This is a genomic window from Brevibacillus sp. BD137, from assembly GCF_041644655.1.
Lineage (GTDB): Bacteria > Bacillota > Bacilli > Brevibacillales > Brevibacillaceae > Brevibacillus > Brevibacillus brevis_D.
In genome coordinates this window covers 580,439-597,153 of record NZ_JAOTNO010000002.1, presented here as the reverse complement: position 1 = coordinate 597,153, position 16,715 = coordinate 580,439, and the positions used below count along the sequence as shown (strand labels likewise).

The following is a 16,715-nucleotide window of genomic DNA, read 5'->3' as shown; positions in this document are numbered from 1 at the left end:
TGATCATCGGATGAAAAAATGGATTCGAAATGGCACAGTCGTGACAGCATCAGACACGTATCGGGCGGACATTTTGATCGAAGGGGAAAAGGTAGTCGCAATCGGCTCCAATCTGGATGGGAAAGAAGCCGAAATGATCGATGCTACCGGGTACTACGTTTTCCCAGGAGGGATTGACCCACATACCCATCTCGATATGCCTTTTGGCGGAACGGTTACTTCCGATAACTTTTATACAGGCACGAAGGCAGCAGCCTTTGGCGGGACGACGAGCATCATCGATTTTTGCCTGACGAATAAAGGCGAGCCATTGCATTCATCCATTTCGACCTGGCACGAAAAAGCAAGAGGGAAAGCAGTCATTGACTACGGCTTTCACCTGATGGTTTCAGATGCGAACGATCAAGTGCTCGAGGAATTAGGAGCAGTCGTACGAAATGAAGGGATTACTTCGCTCAAAGTATTCATGGCCTACAAAAATGTGCTGATGGCCGATGATGAGACGTTATTTAAAACATTGGTTCGGGCTAAGGAACTAGGTGCCTTGGTACAGGTACATGCAGAGAATGGAGACGTTTTGGATTATTTGATCAAGCAGGCAATTGCCAAAGGGCAGACAGATCCTGTGTACCACGCCTACACCCGCCCTCCTGAAGCCGAAGGAGAAGCGACGGGACGTGCAATCGCATTGACTGCACTGGCAGATGCCCAGCTGTATGTTGTGCATGTATCTTGTGCAGAGGCAGTGCGCCGGATCGCAGAGGCTCGGGAAAAAGGATGGAATGTGTACGGGGAGACATGCCCGCAATATTTGGTACTCGACATTACGGATCTACAGAAGCCGGGCTTTGAAGGGGCGAAGTACGTCTGGTCCCCTCCACTCCGGGAAAAGTGGAATCAGGACGTCTTGTGGAACGCGTTGAAAAACGGCATCTTGCAAACGGTTGGTTCCGATCATTGCTCCTTTAATTTCTCCGGACAAAAAGAACTGGGGCTGGGGGATTTCACAAAAATCCCGAATGGTGGACCAATCATTGAGGACCGCATGCGCCTCCTCTTCTCGGAAGGCGTAGCAAAAGATAAGATCAGTCTCAATCAGTTCGTCGATATGACCTCTACGAAAGTAGCCAAATTGTTCGGGATGTTCCCGCAAAAAGGAACGATTGCGGTAGGTTCGGACGCGGATATTGTGTTGTTTGATCCAACGGTGAAGCGCACGATCTCTGTTGAAACGCACCATATGAATGTCGACTACAATCCATTTGAAGGGATGGTGGTGAACGGCGATATCATCTCGGTGCTTTCGCGTGGCTCATTTGTCATTCGAGATCAGCAATTCGTCGGTCAAGCCGGGAACGGACGCTTTGTAAAACGATCGACCTTTGCAAGACCGTAATAAGGGAGAGCGTAAAAAGGCGAGGAGGGCGCTTATGGCAGATATCATTCGCATCGGCTTGATTCAGGCAAAAAACGATGTCCACGGAGACGAACCGGTTCATTTGCACAAAGAAAAAGCCATAGAGAAGCATGAGAGGATGGTGCGGGAGGCGGCAGCCAAAGGGGCACAAATCATCTGTCTGCAAGAAATCTTCTATGGCCCCTATTTTTGTGCCGAACAGCAACCGAAATGGTATGAGTCAGCGGAAGAAGTCCCAAATGGACCGACCGTGCAACATTTCTCTTCCCTTGCCCGTGAATTAGGAACCGTACTCATTTTACCTGTGTATGAACGCGTAGGGATCGGAACGTATTACAATACCGCCGCTGTGATTGATGCGGATGGCACGTATTTGGGCAAATATCGCAAGCAGCATATTCCGCATGTAGGAGTGGGCAGCAGCGGCTGCGGATTCTGGGAGAAATATTACTTTAAGCCCGGCAATCTCGGGTATCCCGTTTTTGAAACCGCTTTTGCCAAGGTTGGGGTGTATATATGCTATGACCGCCATTTTCCAGAAGGCGCACGATTGCTTGGCTTGAACGGAGCCGAAATTGTATTTAATCCGTCTGCGACGGTAGCGGGCTTATCCGAATACTTGTGGAAGCTCGAGCAGCCTGCTCATGCTGTAGCCAATGGTTACTATGTGGCAGCGATCAATCGGGTAGGGAAAGAAGCGCCCTGGAACATGGGCGAGTTTTACGGACAATCGTACTTGGTCGATCCGCGTGGACAATTTGTCGCCATGGGGAGCCGGGATCAGGATGAGGTCATTCTCGCTGAAATGGACCGCAACAAAATTCATGAGGTGCGAGATACGTGGCAATTTTATCGGGATCGCAGACCGGAGACCTACGAAGATATGGTAAAACTATTACCTTAAGAAAAGAGTGAGGGAGGTGCCGGTTACGCGCCTTCCTCCTTTTCACATCATTGGAAGGATTCCATCAGAGTTAAAAGGAGCGTTCAGGGATGAGGCAGATTGTATATCGAGGGGTCGAATACGGTGAGGGACTTCGTGTCGTGAAAGCGCAAAAGTATGAGAGAGCAGAAAGGCGTCATTTTACAAACGGTGCGAGTGCAAAGGCAGTGTTTGGCGCTGGTGTTTACTTGGTGAGCAATCCGGAAATCGCCGCACAGTATGCGATTTGTCATGCAGAGACCAATGGGGAGAAGGCAGTGGTGCTGAGCCAGCAGCTTCATTTGCAGGGTCTCGTTTGTTTGGACGAGCGCTATGGGGAAAATGAACTGCGCATCGATGCATTGCGTGCTGCTTTTTCAGAAGAGGAACTCGAACAAAGACAAAACGGAATGGGCTATGAAGAGTGGCTGCAATGGACAGGGGACAAGGTGCGTGCGTATTTGATTGCCTGTGGATACCGGGGGATTCGGTATCGAATCAGCCCGGAGCTAACGTATTATATTTGCTATGAGCCTGACGTTCAAATCGAAGAGATTGCGATTCTATCCGTGCTCGATGTCAGTCCACATAAATGATAGAGGAAGTGAGCAAACGAAAGACTGGCAAACCCAACGGGGCAGCCAGTCTTTTTTGGTAGCTTGCTATTAGGAAGCAATCGTTTGTTTGTTGTTTGCCGTGATTTTCTCGTAATCGTTGGCACTCAAGATCGAACCATCATTTTTCATCATCCATGTGTAAATCACGAGTGAAATTAGTAGTCCGACAGTCCAAGCATTGTCCCAAATAATGGATAAGCCCGGAATGTATTTACTAATAAAAGGAATCGCAATCCCGATGAGCATCGCCCAGATGGCTCTGCCATTAAAACCCGTTTTGTAGGTGTAGATTCCATTTGTTTTGTACAACTCTGTTAAATGAATACGCCGCTTGCGCACAAGCCAATAGTCGGCGATGGCTATTCCGTCAATCGGGCCTAACAAGGCTCCATATGTGCCGAGCCATAAAAAGATGTAGTTGCCGAAGTTCTCTAAGATGTACCAAGGCTGCAACAAGAGTGACACGACCCCGGCGATGAGGGCGCCGGCTTCATACGAGAGACGGCGAGGGGCCAGATTCTCCACTGCCCGGGCTGGAGCAACGATATTGGCCGCTACGTTGGTCGTCAATGTGGCAAGAATAATTCCAATCGTTCCGAGGAAAATGGCGAAAGGCGAGAATTTAGCCAACACGGCAGCAGGGTCCCACAACGCTTCTCCGTAAATAACGACAGTAGCAGAAGCGACTGCAACTCCGATGAACGAGAAGAAACCCATCGTGGTCGGTAACGAAGAGGATTGTCCAATGACTTGGGCTTTTTGACTTTTGGCATACCGACAGAAATCCGGAATGTTGAGGGCCATCGTTGCCCAAAAAGCAATGGCTCCCGTCAATGCTGGGAAGAAAACCTTCAGAAATTCAGCAGTGGTAGTGAATTTCGAAGGTGCAGAGAGCATCGGTCCCCATCCGCCTGCTTTTGTTAGCGCCCAGACGAGAAGAGCCAAACTCATAATGATCAGGATGGGAGCAGCCCAAGCCTCCATTTTTTTGATCGCTTCGGGACCGCGATACGCGACCCATACGTTTAACAGCCAAAAGCCAAAGAAGGATATCCAGAGATGTCCGGGAACATTTGCCCAGCCTGTCATCGACATGAGGAGTGTATCGATGGCAGCACCTCCGAACCAACAGTTGATGCCAAACCAGCCTGCACCAATCAAACCGCGAGCGACAGCAGGGATGTGCGCTCCTTTGGAGCCGAACCAGAGGCGCGCAAAAACAGGATACGGAATGCCGAATTTCGTCCCGGCATGAGAATTGAGAAGAATAGGAATAAGGACAATACAGTTACCGAGAATGATCGTCAAAATGGCCTGCCACCAGTTCATACCCAAGGAAATTAACCCTGCCGCCATTGCATACGTCGGCAAACAGATCGACATACCAATCCACAAGCTAGCGAAGTTGTAAGATGTCCAGGTGTGCTCTGCTGTCCTCGTCGGCCGAAGACCTTCATTATAAAGTGGACTGTTCTTGATTGCCTCTTCGCCTTCTTTCGTCAGGGTAACAATTCCATTTGATACCGTTTGCGTCTTCACTTCTTTCCCTCCTTTGCTTTTCAAGATGTCTCGTATTCGGACAAGCTCCCCAGTTTGTCTTGAATACAAGTTGTAACATTATATTGGGGGAAAGAAGGCCTAATACCTGAATTTTCGTCGTAAAAAGATAGCCTGCAACGACAAGCTTCGTCATTGACAATGGGAATGATTCTACCTTTTTACCTAATGAGGGTGGTAAGATGAAGCAAGGGGTGAGCAAGCTGTGACGACAAGAAAAATCCATATGTCTTTACAAACCAGAATGATCGTATTGATTACTGTTGTCATTATTCTGATTGTTTCGTCAGTTGGAGCGGTGTTTTCTTCCCTTGTCGCCTCTTCGATCGAAGAGCAGGTGGGCAAAAAAGCTTTGAGTGTGGCGAAAATTGTTGCCAGCGATCCTGAGCTGCGTAGTGCTTTTACAAGCGATTACCCTCCTGCGCTCATTCAACCTATCGCTGAAAACGTCCGTGTTCAAACCGGAGCAGAGTTTGTGGTCGTGGGAAACCATGAGGGAATTCGGTATGCGCATCCGATTGTGGATCGGATTGGAAAGGAAATGGTGGGTGGAGATAACGAGCCTGGACTCTCGCATGGTCAATCTTACATATCGAAGGCGGTCGGCAGCATGGGACCATCATTGCGAGGGAAGGTGCCGATCAAAAATGAGAAAGGGGACATCATCGGAATCGTATCCGTTGGGTTCCTGCTAGAGGATATCGAGGAGGCCATTGACCTTTACCAAGACCGCATATTAATTTTGACTCTTCTCGCTTTGTTGTGTGGTGTTGCTGGTGCCATTGCACTCAGTCGTTATTTAAAGCGCTTAATTTTAGGATTGGAGCCGGAGGAGATCGCATCGTTGTACGTAGAGAGAAATGCTGTACTGGAGTCAGTCCGCGAAGGCATCGTGGCGATTGACCGCAATAATCGCATCACGATGATGAACAAGGCTGCCATTCGTATTTTGAACTTACCGGAAGAAGAGTTTCATCGTAAAGAAATAGTGGAAGTGCTACCAGACAGTCGTATGCCAGAAGTTCTGGAATCAGGCGAGCATCAATTAGATCGCGAAACGATCATGAGCGGAAAAGAAATCATTGTGAATCGACTTCCGATCAAGTTTGGGGGGAAGGTCGTAGGAGTAGTCAGCAGCTTTCGACCCAAATCGGAAATTGACCAGCTTGCTTCGGAATTGTCCCAAGCGAGGCGTTATGCGGACGTACTTCGCGCCCAAACACACGAATTTCACAATTTGTTGTATACCATTTCCGGCTTGTTGCAGCTTGGTTCGATTCAGGAAGCGGTCGAGCTGATTACGAGTGAAACGTCCGCACAGCAAGAGATGATTTTATTTTTGGCGAAGCAAATTCCCGACCCGTTAATAGGAGCATTACTGTTAGGTATGCACAATCGAGCCAAGGAGCTGAAAATTCAATTCGTCATCCATCACGACAGTCACTTGAAGGAGCTCCCGCCGACGATTAACCGACAGCAGATCGTGGTTTTATTGGGGACACTGATCCAAAATACGATGGAAGCTGTCAATGAGCTATGTGTCGAGCACAAACGAGTGGAGTGTTATTTGTCTGACACGGGCGATGAGATCATGTTTGAAATCGAGGACTCAGGACCGGGAGTTGGGGAAGAACTGCGAGAAAAAATATTCGAACACGGTTTCTCAACGAAAAAAGGCGAAGATCGTGGAATTGGTCTTGCCAAGGCGCATGGAATCATTAATGAATGGGATGGCTATATCCTCGTCGGCAAAAGCGAGCTAGGAGGCGCACTTTTCACAGTATCTCTACGCAAAAAAATGGAGGTGGCGTCTTGAGAAAGCTGGAGGTTCTCATCGTTGAGGACGATATGCGGATTATCGATATCAACAAGCGATTTGTCAGCAAGATTGAAGGCTTTGAAGTCATTGCTACAGCAACGAATGGGACGGATGCCAAAGAATTACTGTCTTGTACGCGCCCCCAGCTCGTTTTGTTGGATGTGTACCTGCCTGACATGCTGGGAACGGAGCTGGTCTGGCATATTCGGCAACATTACCGCGAAGTTGACGTGATCATGATCACCGCAGCCAAGGAGATGGAAATGGTACAGGAAGCACTGCGCGGCGGAGTGTATGATTACATCGTCAAGCCGCTGGTTTTCGAGCGTTTTCGTGAACGGTTGGAAAGCTATCGCAAGCATGTCATTCGGACGAGAGAAGCCGTCGAGGTAGACCAGGAAGTCATTGACCAAATGCTGACCAGAAGACTGGTCGCCCCGAAAAATCGGGATGTGCTTGCACCAAAAGGAATTGATCTCTTAACGCTTGAAAAGGTGATCGAAGCGATTAGACAGACGGGAGACAAGGGGGTCTCGGCGGAGGAAATTGGCCGCGAGATTGGAACCAGTCGAACAACGGCGCGACGGTATTTAGAATACTTGGTCCTGGAAAAAAAGGCGCGTGCTGACTTGATTTATGGCACAGTTGGCAGACCGGAAAGAAAATATCGCTATCTTCCGTAATGTTCCATGAACAATATGAACAAAAAGTGATTAATTTTCAAAATAGACCTTATGCACGAAAACTATTCCCCTGGCTACCGCGGTGGTACATTATGTTCAAGCGTGATAGCGCTTACAAATAAGCGGGTTAAGGGGGATATTTGCTTGATCAAAAGAAAAAAAGTGCTAATCACATTGTCCACTTTTCTTACACTAGTTTTGGCTGCTTGTGGTGGAGGTACCGGAAATACGGGAACAGCAACTCCCGGAGCGCAGCCTGCCCCAGAGGCATCCAAATACCCGGAAAAGCCGATCGTGTATGTAGCTCCATCCGGTGCAGGTGGGGGCTGGGATAAGACAGCTCGCTCGGTAGCAAAGGTGTTAGCAGAAAGCAAGCTGGTGACAGAAACCATCACGGTAGAAAACAAGCCGGGCGGCGGGGGAACCGTGTTCTTGGCTGAGTATGTAAGCAAAGACAAAGGCAATCCTTATAAATTATTCGTGAGCTCTCCTCCTATCTTGATTAACCATAACAAGAAAGAGGGGAACAGCCCATTTGGCTACAAAGAGGTCACACCATTAGCGCAAATGACGAAAGATTTCGGTACTCTTGTTGTGAAAGCGGATTCGCCTCATAAGGACATCAAGAGTGTGCTGGACGCGATCAAGGCTGACCCAAGCAAAATTACTCTGGCAGGGGGCTCTGCTCCTGGATCGATGGACCATCTGATCGGCGTATTACCAGCAGCTAAATATGGAATTGATCCGAGAAGCGTCAAATACGTCTCGTATGATGGCGGTGGAGAAGCAATGGCAGCCTTATTGGGCGGGAATGCAGACATCATTGCAACGGATGCTTCCAGTGTGGGTGAATATTTGAAAGCAGGGAAAATTCGCGTGCTGGGCGTTACTTCTGATGAACGTCTCGGCGGCAATTTGAAAGAGATTCCGACGTTAAAAGAGCAAGGCATTGATGCGACGTTCACGATTTGGCGCGGTGTCTTCGGTCCGGCTGATATGCCAGCAGACGCAAAAGCTTACTGGGATGCCAAGCTGAAAGAGCTTTCCATGCATGAGGCATGGGCAAAAGAATTGGCGGCAAACGGTTGGGAAAGCGAGTACAAGGACGCTACTGCCTTCTCAGCATTCCTGGACGAACAAGATAAGCAGGTCAAAGAACTGTTGACATCACTGGGAATGTCGAAGTAGGGAGAGGAGGGGCATCCCCTCCTTTTTCCACACCGTAGGAGGTATACATGAACCTGATGTTTGATCGGATCGGTAGCCTGTTTTTTGCGCTTGTAGGTGCACTATTTATTGCTGAAAGTCAAAATATTTCGTCTAGTGCATATGGAAGTCAGGTCGGGCCGAATATGTTTCCATTCGGACTTGGTGTCATCCTGATCTTGTTGAGCTTGCGACTGTTTTGGGAGACCTATAAGAAAGGCGTGGTTGCTTCCACATCTGTGTCACAGAGTCCACTGCGTTATAAGCAGTTTTTATTCATTTTGGCAGCGACAGTGTTGTATGTTTTGTTGCTGGAGCAACTTGGTTATGTTATCGCGAGCTTCGCATTCCTTCTGTACGCCTTCACCATGATGGGAAGTAAAAGCGTACTTAAATCGGCAATCGCTTCCTTACTGTTTTCAGTAGGCGTTTATGTCATCTATGTGCATTTGCTAAAAGGTACGCTTCCAGGACTACCTGCCTGGCTAGGCGTCTAGGGAGGGGATAGATTAGCATGAGTGCCTTGCAATTTTTGGCGGATGGTTTTCTTGTTGCCCTACAGTGGCATAATCTTGTCTTTGCCTTTATTGGCGTCCTGATCGGTACTGCGGTAGGGGTCCTTCCCGGCATCGGTCCGATGAGCGGCGTCGCGTTATTGATGCCCGTTACGGCGTCCTTGACCTCTGGCTTACCTCCTGAGAGTGCGGCGGCTAGCGCACTGATTTTGTTGGCAGGCGTTTACTATGGTGCGATGTACGGTGGCTCCACGACATCCATTTTGTTAAATACGCCGGGTGAATCCTCCTCTGTCGTCACGACATTGGATGGCTATCAGATGGCCAAACAGGGACGTGCTGGCGCAGCGCTGTCGATTGCAGCGATCGGGTCTTTTGTCGCGGGGCTAGTAGCGTTGATAGCGCTTGTGTTTTTAGCTGATCCATTATCCGATCTCGCTTTGAAATTTGGCCCCGCTGAATATTTCTCCCTCATGCTTCTCGGTTTGTGTGCGGTCAGCGGACTGGGGGGGAGGTCGATGACGAAAGCCCTCATTATGACAGTCATGGGACTGTTGCTTGCGACAATTGGGATGGATACCGTTTCGGGTGTGGCGCGATTTACTTACGATATTCCCGATTTGTATCAAGGCTTGGAGTTCCTCACGATAGCAGTTGGTTTGTTTGCCCTTGGAGAAGTGTTCAAGACGATAATCGAAGACGATCAATCCTCAAAGGAAATCATTAAAGTGGGGAGGGTACTGCCTTCCAAGCAGGACTTGAAAGAAAGTGCCGGACCGATTACACGCGGCTCGTTGCTCGGCTTTTTCATTGGTGTTTTGCCTGGTGCTGGCGCTACCCTCGCATCCTTCTTCTCGTATATTTTTGAGAAAAAGCTGAGCAAAGATCCTAGCCGTTTTGGAAAAGGAGCGATCGCAGGTGTAGCAGCACCGGAGTCTGCAAACAATGCTGCTTCTGGCGGTGCGATGATTCCACTGTTGACGTTGGGCATTCCCGGCTCTGGTACCACTGCGATTTTGATGGGTGCCTTATTGATGTATAACGTACAGCCGGGTCCACTATTGTTTAGTGATCATCCACAGATTGCTTGGGGCTTGATTGCCAGTATGTTTATTGGAAATGTCATGTTGCTGGTTTTGAATATGCCTTTGGTAAAAGTGTTTGCCAAAATTATTGAAACGCCGTCCCATTTCCTGCTTCCGCTCATTATCGCGATTTCCGTTTTCGGTGTGTACGCTGTGCAAATCAGTACGTTTGACCTGATTTTGCTTGTGATTTGTGGGGTAGCTGGCTATTACCTGACGAAAAACGACTTTCCACTGGCGCCGCTCGTCCTCGGCCTTGTTTTGGGACCGATGATTGAAAATAACATGAGAAGAGCGTTGACCACCTCCAATGGCGACTTCTCAATCTTCTTCACGAAGCCGCTTTCCGCTGTTTTTCTGGTTTGTGCGATTCTGTGGTTGCTGATCCCCCTACTCTTAAAACGCAGAGGGAAGCAAGTCATTATCAGTGAAGAAGCGTAGCCTCATCTTTTTTGTCTTGACAGCTTCCTCGCAAGCCCGTATTATTGGAAAAATTTCGGGAAACTGTTCTGCCTGATGATTGAAGCAGAACAGTAGAGGAGAGACAGACATGTTAAACATTGAACCTGTTATCTTGGAAGGCAAACTGGTCCGATTGGAGCCGCTCAGAATGGCTCACGTGGACGGAATCTGGGAAGCAGGTGCATACGAAGAGATTTGGCCGCATATGTCCATTACCATTCAAACGAGAGAAGATGCTCAGGCTTTTATCCTGCAGGCTTTAAAAAATGAACAAGCCCAAACTGAATTGCCATTCGTCATCATTCGCCGAGCAGATGAGCAGATCATCGGGAGCACGAGATTCTTAGGGATCGCGAAAAAGGATCGCGGGCTGGAAATCGGGTTTACATGGCTGACCCCATCCGTCTGGAAAACGGGTGTCAATACAGAGTGTAAATGGCTGCTTCTACGCCATTGCTTCGAACAACTGGGGTGTATTCGCGTACAGCTCAAGACAGATTCGCGCAATTTGAATTCGCAACGTGCGATTGCCCGAATCGGTGGCATTCGAGAAGGTGTCCTGCGCAATCATATGGTGATGCCAGATGGATATATTCGCGACTCAGTATACTTCAGCATACTTGATCGTGAATGGCCAGAAGCCAAACAAAAGCTGCAATTGTTGCTGTTTGGTGAATAAAGGCTTGGATTGATTGAAGGGCGTTCAGAGCATGTGTACAATAGGGGTGAACCAAGAGGGTTTACTCTGACAAGACCCGGAAAAGAGGGTATACATGAGACTGCGTTTGTCGACACCAGGCTATTTATTGTTGCTCGGGGATCTGATCGCCTTTGTGCTTTTTGTTTATTACGGAAAAATCATTCATAACTACCCAGTCACGGTCATGGGAATGATCGAAACATTAGCGCCTTTCCTCGTAGGATGGATTATCGCGATTCTGCTTTTCAAGAGCTACGGACAACGAACGTATGAATCGGCGGGCCGACAATTCTTATCAGTACTGATTACTTGGACAGTAGCGGCACCCATTGGCTTGCTGATCCGCTCCTGGTGGACAGATGTACCGACTACGCTTATTTTTGCAGGTGTGACTTATTTCATCACGCTGGCGTTTTTGTTTGGATGGCGCGTACCGTTCGCCATCGGCTACGCGATCTACAAACACAAGAGACTACTGGCAACCAGCTAATAAAGTCACCCGAATTGGTTACGCTATCCTATGAACGACGTAGGAGGTGAATCAATTGGGAAAGAACAACAACAGCAAAGACCTCGGGAAAAATCGTGGTAAAACGCTGGATGAAAATGATCGCAACACAAATTTGCGACAATCGAATCATAATGATCGAAATGAAGGAACTGCAAAAGACCGCTGAGCAATCAGCGGTTTTCTTCATTGATACAGGTCATGATGTGATATAATAGATTTTGTTTTTTTCTAGCGAGTGGAGGGAAACGTATGACGGAACCGATGCAGAATGTACAGCCGGTGACCTTGTCGTCACAGGCGTTTTTACTTTTGTGCAGACTATATGATGGCTGCTATGACGAATTAAATCAAAATGAGCAGATTCGCGAACTTGTGGAGTCCATCGGGGATATTTTGTTGGCAGGTGTAGAGACGTTGGAGAAACAGGAAACCAAGCCCAAAAATATTACCTTTCCACTTACCGTGCAACAAGCATTTTTCTTGCGTCGTCTCGTGATTGAGCTGTTGGCTCAGTCGCCTACGGACAAAGAAGACAAAACGACACAATGGCTACAGGAATGTGTGACAGCACTCGCTGGAGGCGGTGTCCAACCAAATGTCAAGCACTCGTGAGCTGCATGTGATTACGAGCGGCCGACATTCGCTTGATGACGCAATGCGAATGGCAGAAGCTGCTTATGCAGGTGGTATGAACTTTTTACACATACGGGAAAAACAGCGTACCGCAAAGGAATGCATGGACTGGGTAAAGGCATTGTCGAATGTTATCCCCCTTTCGTCCTTGATCATGAATGATCGGGTGGACGTGGCAGCTGCGTCTGGTTGTGCTGGTGCTCACCTGGCCTACCATAGTCTGTCTCCTGTGGAAGCGAGAATGGTACTGAAGACTGGTCAAAAAATAGGGCGTTCTGTCCATTCCGTTGTGGAAGCACAGGAAGCCATTGCTGCAAAAGTCGATTACTTGCTTTACGGGCATATTTTTGCGAGTGGTTCGAAGCCGGGTCTTGTGCCAAGAGGAACAATCGAACTCGCGCAAATGACGGCAAGATGGCATGTGCCGATCATCGGACTCGGTGGTATCACACCAGATCGGACGGCGCAACTTTTGGAAGCGGGTTGTGCGGGCATTGCTGTCTTATCGGGGATCACAGATGCAACGGATGCCAAGTCAGCAGCTAGCGCTTATCGAGAGGCATTGGATCGTTGGGAGGGGAAATAAAGCATGCGTGATAGACAAAGACTTCGAGAAAAGATGGGTGTATATTTTGTCATTGGTACGCAGGATTGCGGGTATTCCAGTGAAAAGACCGTGCAAACCGTGGAAGCAGCATTGCGCGGTGGAGTGGGCACGCTTCAGCTACGCGATAAAGGAAGCAAGCTAACTGCTCGGGAACAATATGAGTTGGGCATTCAGTTGCAACAGCTATGCCGTGAACATGATACCGTATTTTTTGTAAATGACGATGTAGATCTGGCGATTCGTTTGCAGGCAGACGGCGTCCATGTTGGGCAAGATGACATGACGTTGTCAGAAGTACGAGCCAAAGTTGGCTCTGAGATGTACATCGGTGTTTCGGCAGGTACAGTCGAAGAGGCACTCGCTGCCCAAAACGGTGGCGTCGATTGTATTGGTGTAGGAGCGATGTTCGCTACCCGTTCCAAGGCAGATGCTGGTGAGCCCATCGGACCAGTTGGGCTAGAGGAGATCCGCAAGGCTGTCGGTCATGACTTGCCTATCGTCGGGATTGGTGGTATCACACTGGAAAATGCCTCTGAAGTGCTTGCTGCGGGGGCCGATGGCGTCGCGATTATCAGTGCGATCAGCCGGGCAGAATCACCTGAAAAAGCAGCCCAAGCGCTTCAGCGGATTGTACGAACTCGTTAGCACGGACAAAGCGACGATTACATAAGGTAGGGTAATAGAAACAAACCAGGATGATGCAATAATGGCGATCAAAAGGAGGTGAAGCCGATGAAAAATCGGATTTACCGCATCGGATATGAATGGGTGAGCAAGCGGGAATTGCTCGAGCGATTGTTCATGACCGACTGCATTCTTATCGAACACAAGCGAATTCATCCCCCACCGGAGGATCAAGATACAGAATTGCCACCAGAAAAGGAAATCCATGCTGTTTTAGTTCGCAGTCAGCGCCGCCCCGGCGAATGGGTGACGTTTAACGGGCTATACGAAATACAGACGAGAGAGCCCATTCCCTGGATAGATTCACCGCTGGAATACCATCAATTCGGCGTAGAATTGATTCCTGGTAATATTCGTAGGGAAAAGGCACCTCAAGGCAGGATACCAGCGCGAACCAAGCTGCAAATCGCAGCTGTGCGACAAGATACGGTATTTGTCACGGTTCCTGGGCATCCGTCCAGACGTTACGAAATGTCGTTGGCTCACGCTCGATTTGCCAAGGATAACCCGACAGAATTGGAAATGAAGCTGCAAGTATACGCTTTTCCTCCACGTAACGATATTTTTGTGGATTGGTTATTGAAAGAAGGGCGCAAAACAGGAATCATTACGCGCTCCAATCAGGAAAGAGTAGAAAAATCTGCTTTTCAGGTGTGGGAAGATCTACGCCAAGAATACGGAATTAGTGTCAGTGCGGCATTGATTGCGATTAAACAGGCACTCATTGTTCTCGATCGTGCTGGTGTCGAGACTGACTTCCCCTATCCGCCCCAAGAGCGATCGGATATATCTTTGTTCAGTGAATCGGAGCGAGATGCCTTTTATTCCTACCAATCCGTTCGTTGTTCGATGGCCGCTGTCGCTGCCTTACTGACTGCAGACCCGAAAGATCCGTTGCAGGATACACTCTTGATGGATATCATGCTCGAGCAACAAATCAACCGCAGGCGCGAATAGCGTTTGCGGTTTTTAGGTTTTTCGCCAAAGGAGTAGTATAATGGAAATTGGTAGATGAACCCAATGAAAAGGAAGTGCGACCAATCATGTATGTATCCATGAACAGACTGACTGTACCAGCAGACTACCAATCCCATTTGGAACGTGCATTTGGTAATGGAGGAGAACGGATGAAGGAGGTTCCTGGTTTTTTGGAGTTCCTTTTCCTGGCACCTACGGAAGGTGACGAATACATCGTGTTTACGAAATGGACAGATGAAGAATCGTTTAAAAATTGGACGGAAAGCGAGGCTTTCAAGCGTGCGCATACAGGAACCAATCCAAATAGCCCGGTAAAATCGGATTTGCGCAATTACGCTGTCAAGTCCCATTCATAAAGCGAAAGCATTTGTCTCTACCGGGGCAGATGCTTTTTGGATTGGTTGACGAATAAACATCCTTTACCTTTTTATGCTCGATCGTGATATGATAGAAAATGTTGGGAAAGCGGTTTCAGTCAAACACGGTTAGGAGGTGAGGGTCTCCGAAAGCGGCAATAAAAGCGCGCGATAATAGGATGCTAGCCGAGATTGTTTGTCTGTAAGGATAAGAAGAGAACCTGATTGGATGGTGTCATTCTCTGCACCAGGATATCATCAAGCCGCTTTACATCTTGTCTCATTTACGTCCATAATAGAGCCTATACATACTTGGGAAGATAGCCTCAATGAAGCACGGAGAAAAGGAGCCAGAGTGTTTTGAAAAATCGAATAAGTAAGTATCTTACTCATTTGGTCCCTGCGGCGGTGGCCAAGACGTTTTCCTTTCTTTCAGATCATCATTACTCTGCTTTGCTTCTAGAAGACCGCGAAAATACAGAGGCTTTGTTTGTTCAGCAAATCACGAAATGGATTGAAGTAGTAAATGCAGTCGACACGTGTGCATTCGAGCGAGAATGGAGCGAAATGGCGTACCAATTTTCGTTGCTCGGAATGAATCTTACGTATTTACAGCAATTTTTGCGCAAGTGTCGAGACGTTATTATTGAAGAAATGAATAACAACGCATTTTCTCTTGCCACGACGGAAATGGAGCGAGTAGAGCTTTTGCAAGCACAGCTTCGTCTCTATCAATCGATGGACTACATATTGCAACAAATGGACGATGTCTTCAACAAAAATTCGCATCAATTTCCAATTGAAAAAACACCAACTTCTCCTACAAGTGACACCAAAGCAGAAAATGTAACAATGCTCGCTGAACAAGAGCTTGTCCAATTGGTTCTACAGTCTAGTGATATTGCCGTTTTGATGATTGACCGCCAGCTAAGAGTCATTGAGGCGAATTACGCGGTCTGTCATTTATATGGCGTGGATCGGAATCAACTCATTGGTGAAAACATTGATCATGCCCTTCGCCCTCATGTAAGCGAGCGTTTTGTCCAGTGGGTGATTGAACGCGGGCAGTCCGGCCATTATGTTGCGGAATACAGAGGCAAATGGACGACAGTGAGTACGAGCCCCATTTATTACGGTGGAGAGATGTGGGGAGCGATCGCCGTTCTTCGGAATGTTACGGAAAGCAAAAAGTACGAAGAAGAATTGAACAAGCGTGAAGCGCTGGCAGCAGTGGGGCAATTGGCTGCCGGGATGGCACATGAGATTCGGAATCCACTGACAGCCATCAAGGGCTTCATTCAGTTATTGCGGGAGCAAGGGGAAGCAAATCGTAGTGAATCCTATTTTTCTGTTATCTTAACGGAAATTGAACGCATTGATGGGCTATTGAATGATGTCCTTGTTTTGGCACGGTACAGGGATGATAAAATCGTATCGGAACGTTTCTTAGTGATGGACGAGTTATATGGCGTCATTCGTTTACTGGAGCCAGAAGCCAATCGAAGAGGAATCAAGCTAGAGCTGGACATTGCACAAGGCGAGTGGCATGTGTTTGGTCATCGTTCACGAATCAAGCAAGCTATCTTAAACATCTTGAAAAATGCGCTTGAAGCATTGATGACCCAAGGCAACCTCGTTCATGTGAAGGTGTACTCCTCTCTCAATCAAGTAATCATTGTTGTGGAAGACAACGGACCTGGTCTATCAGATTCTTGCCTGCAAAATTTATTCGTTCCTTTTTATACGACCAAACAAGAGGGAACGGGGTTAGGTTTGTCTACGACACAACGCATCATCGCGGATCACGGTGGCGAACTCTATGCGGAAAACTCTCCGAAATGGAAAGGAGCCCGCTTTGAGATACGTTTACCTCTTTCCATTTCCTAAAAAAACAAAATAGGATTGTGACTGTAGACGGATCGAATATCCGTCTTTTTTTATGTTTAAATGAGCGAATAGTCCT

At 48.0% G+C, this 16,715-nt stretch carries 18 protein-coding genes; 17 read left to right on the top strand and 1 reads right to left on the bottom strand.

Annotated features, from left to right (window positions below):
* The first annotated feature begins 10 nt into the window (after positions 1 to 10).
* From hydA to ODZ53_RS06075, 3 genes are all read left to right on the top strand, one after another.
* Positions 11 to 1,396, top strand: coding sequence for a dihydropyrimidinase (hydA, locus tag ODZ53_RS06085; protein ID WP_372676319.1), 1,386 nt, complete (start codon positions 11 to 13; stop codon positions 1,394 to 1,396).
* A gap of 34 nt (positions 1,397 to 1,430) precedes the next feature.
* On the top strand, positions 1,431 to 2,321 hold the full coding sequence (locus ODZ53_RS06080) for a nitrilase-related carbon-nitrogen hydrolase (RefSeq protein ID WP_372676318.1): 891 nt from the start codon (positions 1,431 to 1,433) through the stop codon (positions 2,319 to 2,321).
* Between the two features lie 89 nt (positions 2,322 to 2,410).
* Positions 2,411 to 2,935 (top strand): hypothetical protein, encoded by a 525-nt coding sequence (locus ODZ53_RS06075; protein ID WP_372676317.1) that lies wholly within the window; start codon positions 2,411 to 2,413, stop codon positions 2,933 to 2,935.
* A gap of 69 nt (positions 2,936 to 3,004) precedes the next feature.
* Here the strand turns inward: ODZ53_RS06075 and ODZ53_RS06070 are convergent, their stop codons facing one another.
* A complete protein-coding gene (locus tag ODZ53_RS06070; RefSeq protein WP_372676316.1) occupies positions 3,005 to 4,495 on the bottom strand; it encodes an NCS1 family nucleobase:cation symporter-1 in 1,491 nt (496 codons plus the stop codon).
* 223 nt (positions 4,496 to 4,718) lie between these two features.
* Between ODZ53_RS06070 and ODZ53_RS06065 the strand changes: the two genes are divergently transcribed.
* The 14 genes from ODZ53_RS06065 (at position 4,719) to ODZ53_RS06000 (ending at position 16,639) form a co-directional block, all read left to right on the top strand.
* Positions 4,719 to 6,329 carry an ATP-binding protein gene (locus tag ODZ53_RS06065; RefSeq protein WP_372676315.1) on the top strand — a complete coding sequence of 537 codons (1,611 nt, stop codon included), beginning with the start codon at positions 4,719 to 4,721 and terminating at the stop codon, positions 6,327 to 6,329.
* 32 nt (positions 6,330 to 6,361) lie between these two features.
* Positions 6,362 to 7,015 carry a response regulator gene (locus ODZ53_RS06060; RefSeq protein WP_372676411.1) on the top strand — a complete coding sequence of 218 codons (654 nt, stop codon included), beginning with the start codon at positions 6,362 to 6,364 and terminating at the stop codon, positions 7,013 to 7,015.
* 147 nt (positions 7,016 to 7,162) lie between these two features.
* Complete coding sequence (locus tag ODZ53_RS06055; protein WP_372676410.1) at positions 7,163 to 8,203, top strand: tripartite tricarboxylate transporter substrate binding protein; 1,041 nt, start codon at positions 7,163 to 7,165, stop codon at positions 8,201 to 8,203.
* A gap of 47 nt (positions 8,204 to 8,250) precedes the next feature.
* Positions 8,251 to 8,718, top strand: coding sequence for a tripartite tricarboxylate transporter TctB family protein (locus ODZ53_RS06050; protein ID WP_372676314.1), 468 nt, complete (start codon positions 8,251 to 8,253; stop codon positions 8,716 to 8,718).
* 17 nt (positions 8,719 to 8,735) lie between these two features.
* The gene (locus ODZ53_RS06045) at positions 8,736 to 10,262 is read left to right on the top strand and encodes a tripartite tricarboxylate transporter permease (protein WP_372676313.1); all 1,527 of its coding nucleotides are present in this window, start codon (positions 8,736 to 8,738) and stop codon (positions 10,260 to 10,262) included.
* Positions 10,263 to 10,371: 109 nt separating this feature from the next.
* Positions 10,372 to 10,962 (top strand): GNAT family N-acetyltransferase, encoded by a 591-nt coding sequence (locus ODZ53_RS06040; protein ID WP_372676312.1) that lies wholly within the window; start codon positions 10,372 to 10,374, stop codon positions 10,960 to 10,962.
* 94 nt (positions 10,963 to 11,056) lie between these two features.
* Complete coding sequence (locus ODZ53_RS06035) at positions 11,057 to 11,473, top strand: DUF3054 domain-containing protein (protein ID WP_199927811.1); 417 nt, start codon at positions 11,057 to 11,059, stop codon at positions 11,471 to 11,473.
* 55 nt (positions 11,474 to 11,528) lie between these two features.
* Positions 11,529 to 11,660: a hypothetical protein gene (locus tag ODZ53_RS06030; RefSeq protein ID WP_255413062.1), complete on the top strand. Its 132-nt coding sequence runs from the start codon at positions 11,529 to 11,531 to the stop codon at positions 11,658 to 11,660.
* Positions 11,661 to 11,743: 83 nt separating this feature from the next.
* Positions 11,744 to 12,106 (top strand): hypothetical protein, encoded by a 363-nt coding sequence (locus ODZ53_RS06025; protein ID WP_173605190.1) that lies wholly within the window; start codon positions 11,744 to 11,746, stop codon positions 12,104 to 12,106.
* Positions 12,090 to 12,713 (top strand): thiamine phosphate synthase, encoded by a 624-nt coding sequence (locus tag ODZ53_RS06020; protein ID WP_372676311.1) that lies wholly within the window; start codon positions 12,090 to 12,092, stop codon positions 12,711 to 12,713. The genes ODZ53_RS06025 and ODZ53_RS06020 overlap by 17 nt, the downstream gene beginning before the upstream one ends.
* A gap of 3 nt (positions 12,714 to 12,716) precedes the next feature.
* The gene (thiE, locus tag ODZ53_RS06015; protein ID WP_372676310.1) at positions 12,717 to 13,379 is read left to right on the top strand and encodes a thiamine phosphate synthase; all 663 of its coding nucleotides are present in this window, start codon (positions 12,717 to 12,719) and stop codon (positions 13,377 to 13,379) included.
* An 87-nt stretch (positions 13,380 to 13,466) separates the two neighbouring features.
* Positions 13,467 to 14,375, top strand: coding sequence for a hypothetical protein (locus tag ODZ53_RS06010; RefSeq protein WP_199927815.1), 909 nt, complete (start codon positions 13,467 to 13,469; stop codon positions 14,373 to 14,375).
* A 47-nt stretch (positions 14,376 to 14,422) separates the two neighbouring features.
* The gene (locus tag ODZ53_RS06005) at positions 14,423 to 14,752 is read left to right on the top strand and encodes an antibiotic biosynthesis monooxygenase family protein (RefSeq protein WP_372676309.1); all 330 of its coding nucleotides are present in this window, start codon (positions 14,423 to 14,425) and stop codon (positions 14,750 to 14,752) included.
* 360 nt (positions 14,753 to 15,112) lie between these two features.
* The gene (locus ODZ53_RS06000) at positions 15,113 to 16,639 is read left to right on the top strand and encodes a two-component system sensor histidine kinase NtrB (RefSeq protein WP_199927817.1); all 1,527 of its coding nucleotides are present in this window, start codon (positions 15,113 to 15,115) and stop codon (positions 16,637 to 16,639) included.
* Positions 16,640 to 16,715: the final 76 nt, after the last annotated feature.